Raw genomic sequence first — 4,420 nt, 5'->3', positions numbered from 1 at the left:
TCCACCCTGCGGTTCTTGTCGTCAGGCCATTGCCGAATATGAAATCAAGCAAAATCAGCCCATCGAGATTTACTTTATGGGTGAGACCGGCCCCGTTTATAAAACCGATTCCATCAAAGCATTACTGCCCTTGCTTTTTGATAGTAGTAGTTTAAAATAAGTGTTGTAGGGCCCAACACCCAGCAACCATCATCCTGCAAGTGGTAAACTCCAACCGCATTTCTACAAGAATTACAAAAACATCTATGACACTATTTATTTTTAAGCATTTCTGCTTTTTTTATTACTGTTGAATGTAGTATTTTTGCTCTTTGTGTTTTTAGGCAAAAAGTGTAAAGGATATATCTTAGAAAAAATCAATGAAAAAAATCACCAAGCAAACTTACCTCAACTGGTATGAAGAAATGCTCTTCTGGCGAAAGTTTGAAGACAAATTAGCCCAGGTTTATATTCAGCAAAAAGTGAGAGGATTCCTCCACTTATACAATGGACAGGAAGCCATACTGGCAGGAGCACTTCACGTCATGGACCTTACCAAAGATAAGATGATTACCGCATACCGCAACCACGTTCAGCCCATTGGCATGGGTGTTGATCCAAAACGGGTGATGGCTGAACTTTACGGAAAAGCCACCGGTACTTCACAAGGTCTGGGAGGATCGATGCACATTTTCTCCAAAGAACATCGTTTTTATGGTGGTCACGGTATTGTTGGGGGTCAAATTCCATTGGGTGCCGGACTTGCCTTTGCAGACAAATACTTTGGAAGGGATGCCGTAACCTTAACATTCCTTGGTGATGGGGCAGCCCGTCAGGGTTCACTTCACGAAACATTAAATATGGCTATGTTGTGGAAACTTCCGGTTGTTTTTTGTGTAGAGAATAACGGGTATGCAATGGGAACCTCTGTAGCCAGAACGGCAAACCACGTTGAAATCTGGAAACTCGGTCTGGGTTACGATATGCCTTGCGGCCCCGTGGACGCTATGAACCCCATAAAGGTAGCCGAAGCTATGGATGAAGCCATTAAAAGAGCCCGAAAAGGTGACGGTCCTTCATTTCTTGAATTAAAAACTTACCGTTATAGAGGACACTCCATGAGCGATGCTCAACTTTACAGAACCAAAGAAGAGGTGGAAGAGTATATGAAAATAGACCCTATAACTCAGGTTTTGGATGTGATCAAAGAGAAAAAATACGCAACAGAAAAAGAAATAAAAGAAATAGATCAACGCGTGAAAGACCGTGTTGCCGAATGTCAGAAGTTTGCAGAAGATTCACCTTTCCCTGAAAAGAATGTAATGTATGACACCGTATATGCACAAGATGATTATCCATTTTTAGCACACAAACCTGAATAACTATGGCAGAAGTAATCAATATGCCACGACTCAGCGACACTATGGAAGAAGGTGTGGTTGCAAAATGGCTTAAAAAAGTAGGAGACAAAGTTTCAGAAGGCGACATACTTGCCGAAATCGAAACCGATAAAGCCACTATGGAGTTTGAATCCTTTTATGAAGGAACCCTGCTTCATATTGGAATTCAGGAAGGCGAAACTGCCCCGGTAGATACCCTTTTGGCAATTCTTGGAGAAGAAGGGGAAGATATTTCTGGCCTAATCGGCGGAAAGGAAAAAGATTCAGATAAAAAAGAAGAGAAAGATTCCGGCAAAGTAATAGCAGATAAAAAAGACTCAGAACCAAAAGTAGAGAAATCATCTAAAAAGGAAGAAGGAGAAAGTTCCCCTCCTTTGGAGGGGCTAGGGGAGGACATTCCTGAGGGTGTTGAAGTCATCACCATGCCTCGCTTGAGCGATACCATGACCGAAGGTACAGTAGCGAGCTGGTTGAAAAAAGAAGGTGATGAAGTTTCAGAAGGCGATATACTTGCTGAAATTGAAACTGATAAAGCCACTATGGAGTTTGAATCTTTCTACAGCGGTACACTTTTAAAAATTGGAATTGAAGCTGGTGGAACTGCGCCTGTAGATTCAGTTTTAGCGATTATTGGCCCAAAGGGTACCGATGTTTCCGGCCTTATTGAAAAACTTCAGTCAACCGGTGGTAAAAAGAAAGAAGAATCAAAACCTGCCGAAGAAAAAAATGAAGAAAAAACCGAATCAAAAACCGAAGAAAAATCGGCAACAACCCAACAAAGATCATCTCAACCTTCCGGTTCAGACCGCAGGATATTTGTTTCGCCTTTAGCCAAAAAAATGGCCGAAGAGCGTGGCATTAACCTTTCACAAGTCAATGGAAGCGGTGAAAACGGCAGAATCGTTAAAAAGGATATTGAGAACTTCCAGCCCGGTTCCGGGGCACAGGCCTATATGCCGGTGGGTCAGGAGCAATTTGAAGAGGTTAAAAACTCTCAAATGCGTAAAATCATCGCCAAGCGTTTAGGCGAATCAAAATTCACGGCACCGCATTACTACCTTACCATCGATTTGGATATGGACAACGCCATTGCTTCCAGAACAGCGATCAATGAGATGGGTGATGCTAAAATCTCGTTTAACGATTTGATAGTCAAAGCCAGTGCAATGGCCTTGAGATTACACCCGCAAGTCAATTCACGCTGGAATGGGGATACAACAGTTATCGCCAAGCACATCCACATTGGCGTGGCAGTAGCAGTTGATGAAGGCTTACTCGTTCCTGTATTGAAATTTGCAGACCAGATGAGCTTTGCTCAAATAGGTGCAAACGTAAAAGAACTGGCAGGAAAAGCAAGAGACAAAAAGCTAAAACCTGAAGAAATGGAAGGCAGCACTTTTACGGTTTCCAATCTGGGGATGTTTGGCATCCGTGAGTTTACATCAATTATCAATCAGCCCAATTCAGCAATACTTTCGGTAGGAGCTATTATTCAGAAACCCGTTGTGAAGAACGGACAAATTGCCGTTGGTAATGTAATGACAGTGACTCTGGCCTGCGACCACAGAACGGTTGACGGAGCCACAGGTTCAAAATACCTGCAAACCCTAAAGCAATACATTGAAAACCCGGTGACCATGTTTGTGTAAACCGAAAATGATAATATTTTAATCCCGTTAATACACTATGTTGTACAATTTTTAAACTGAAAAAGGGTTACAATTAGGACTGACCATCAAAAGTCCAAATAATCCTGACTCGACATCAAATTAGAATGAATTCGAGAGATGTAATGAGCATCTGTTTGAAAATCGTTAAGAGTAAAAATTAAACATTAACTCAACTCTTTAAATATTAATAATATGTATAAAAAAATAAGCATAGCTCTTTTTTTAATTGGATTAATTACTTTGTTTGTGGCTATTATTTACTTCAACTTATCAAATTATCACTTTTATTTAATAACTTTATTTTTAATGTTTTTAGGTCTATTGCTCTATCCTTTTAATAAAGATTTTAAAAACAAATCAGATTTCTTAATAATCCCCTTTTTGGTTGTGGTTGTATTCAACTTAATTAACATTTTTATCATTAAGAATTTTGATGAAAGTATATCACTAATAAATTTAGGATTTGGAATTTTAGGATTTGTACAGAATTTTTATAAAGGATTGAAAAACAAAAGATTGTATAACATTTAACAATAAATGTCGATAAGAAGAAATACAGACCAAATTAGTTAAAGTCTAATTGAACTTTATCCTGAATTTAAAACAATTCTAATGTCTTTTCAAAAAACCGCAATATTCATTTCAAAAGGTTGGAATAAATCGTCGGAATTAATAACTGTATAAAAAAAAACGGTTTACAAGACCGGCTCCTATAATGTTTGGCTTGCACACGCTCACTCGGAAAATCCTCACGGATTTTCCTCATGTTTGGGTTTTGTTTTCTAAGCCTGCCTGCCGGCAGGCAGGTTAGTTGCTCAAACCAGGCCACAGCTAATAGCCAAGAAATGTTATTGACGGGATTTTTTTATTTTTAAGGATTGGAATAATAGCACGCAAATCCCGATAGTTATCGGGAAAGTTAAAACGAAATACGTCTGGTTGAATGACGTTGCTGCGTTAAATTAAAAATCATGAAACATTTCAACTCAATAGTATTACTTCTCTTTTTAAGTAACTTCAGCTATTCCCAAACTTATATTATTGCTGATGTTGAAACAAAAAAACCTCTCCCATTTGTAGCCGTCCATTATAATGATGGCGGGTTTTATGCAGGTGAATATGGCAACTTTAAAATCCCCCCTAATATAAAAGACGGTATAAAACTACAACACCTAGGGTATCACACCCTAAACCTCAGCTTGCAGGATTTTAAAAACAGCAACGACACGATCTTTATGACCCCCAACATTCAGTCATTAAATGAAGTAGTGGTTTCCAATAAACCGGAAAAAAGAGAATTTATAAAACCTTTGAAATCGACAAGAATATTTGGCTCTTGGTCACTTTCATCTAAACAAGAACTTTTGGTAT

3 protein-coding genes and 1 pseudogene are annotated in these 4,420 nt (G+C 38.9%); all 4 read left to right on the top strand.

What is annotated here, in order from left to right; genetic code table 11:
• A pseudogene (locus AC6F75_RS07310) lies at positions 1-160 on the top strand (cytidine deaminase); the annotation flags it as partial.
• A gap of 199 nt (positions 161-359) precedes the next feature.
• Complete coding sequence (gene pdhA / locus AC6F75_RS07305; RefSeq protein WP_500714320.1) at positions 360-1,361, top strand: pyruvate dehydrogenase (acetyl-transferring) E1 component subunit alpha; 1,002 nt, start codon at positions 360-362, stop codon at positions 1,359-1,361.
• 2 nt (positions 1,362-1,363) lie between these two features.
• Positions 1,364-3,028, top strand: coding sequence for a pyruvate dehydrogenase complex dihydrolipoamide acetyltransferase (locus tag AC6F75_RS07300; RefSeq protein ID WP_500714319.1), 1,665 nt, complete (start codon positions 1,364-1,366; stop codon positions 3,026-3,028).
• 992 nt (positions 3,029-4,020) lie between these two features.
• Positions 4,021-4,420, top strand: a 400-nt coding sequence (locus AC6F75_RS07295; RefSeq protein ID WP_500714318.1) for a carboxypeptidase-like regulatory domain-containing protein, incomplete at its 3' end; no start/stop codon positions are given.

This window comes from Planktosalinus sp. (assembly GCF_059864935.1).
Note: the sequence above shows the minus strand (reverse complement) of the source record. Positions and strands in the feature narration are given on the sequence as shown.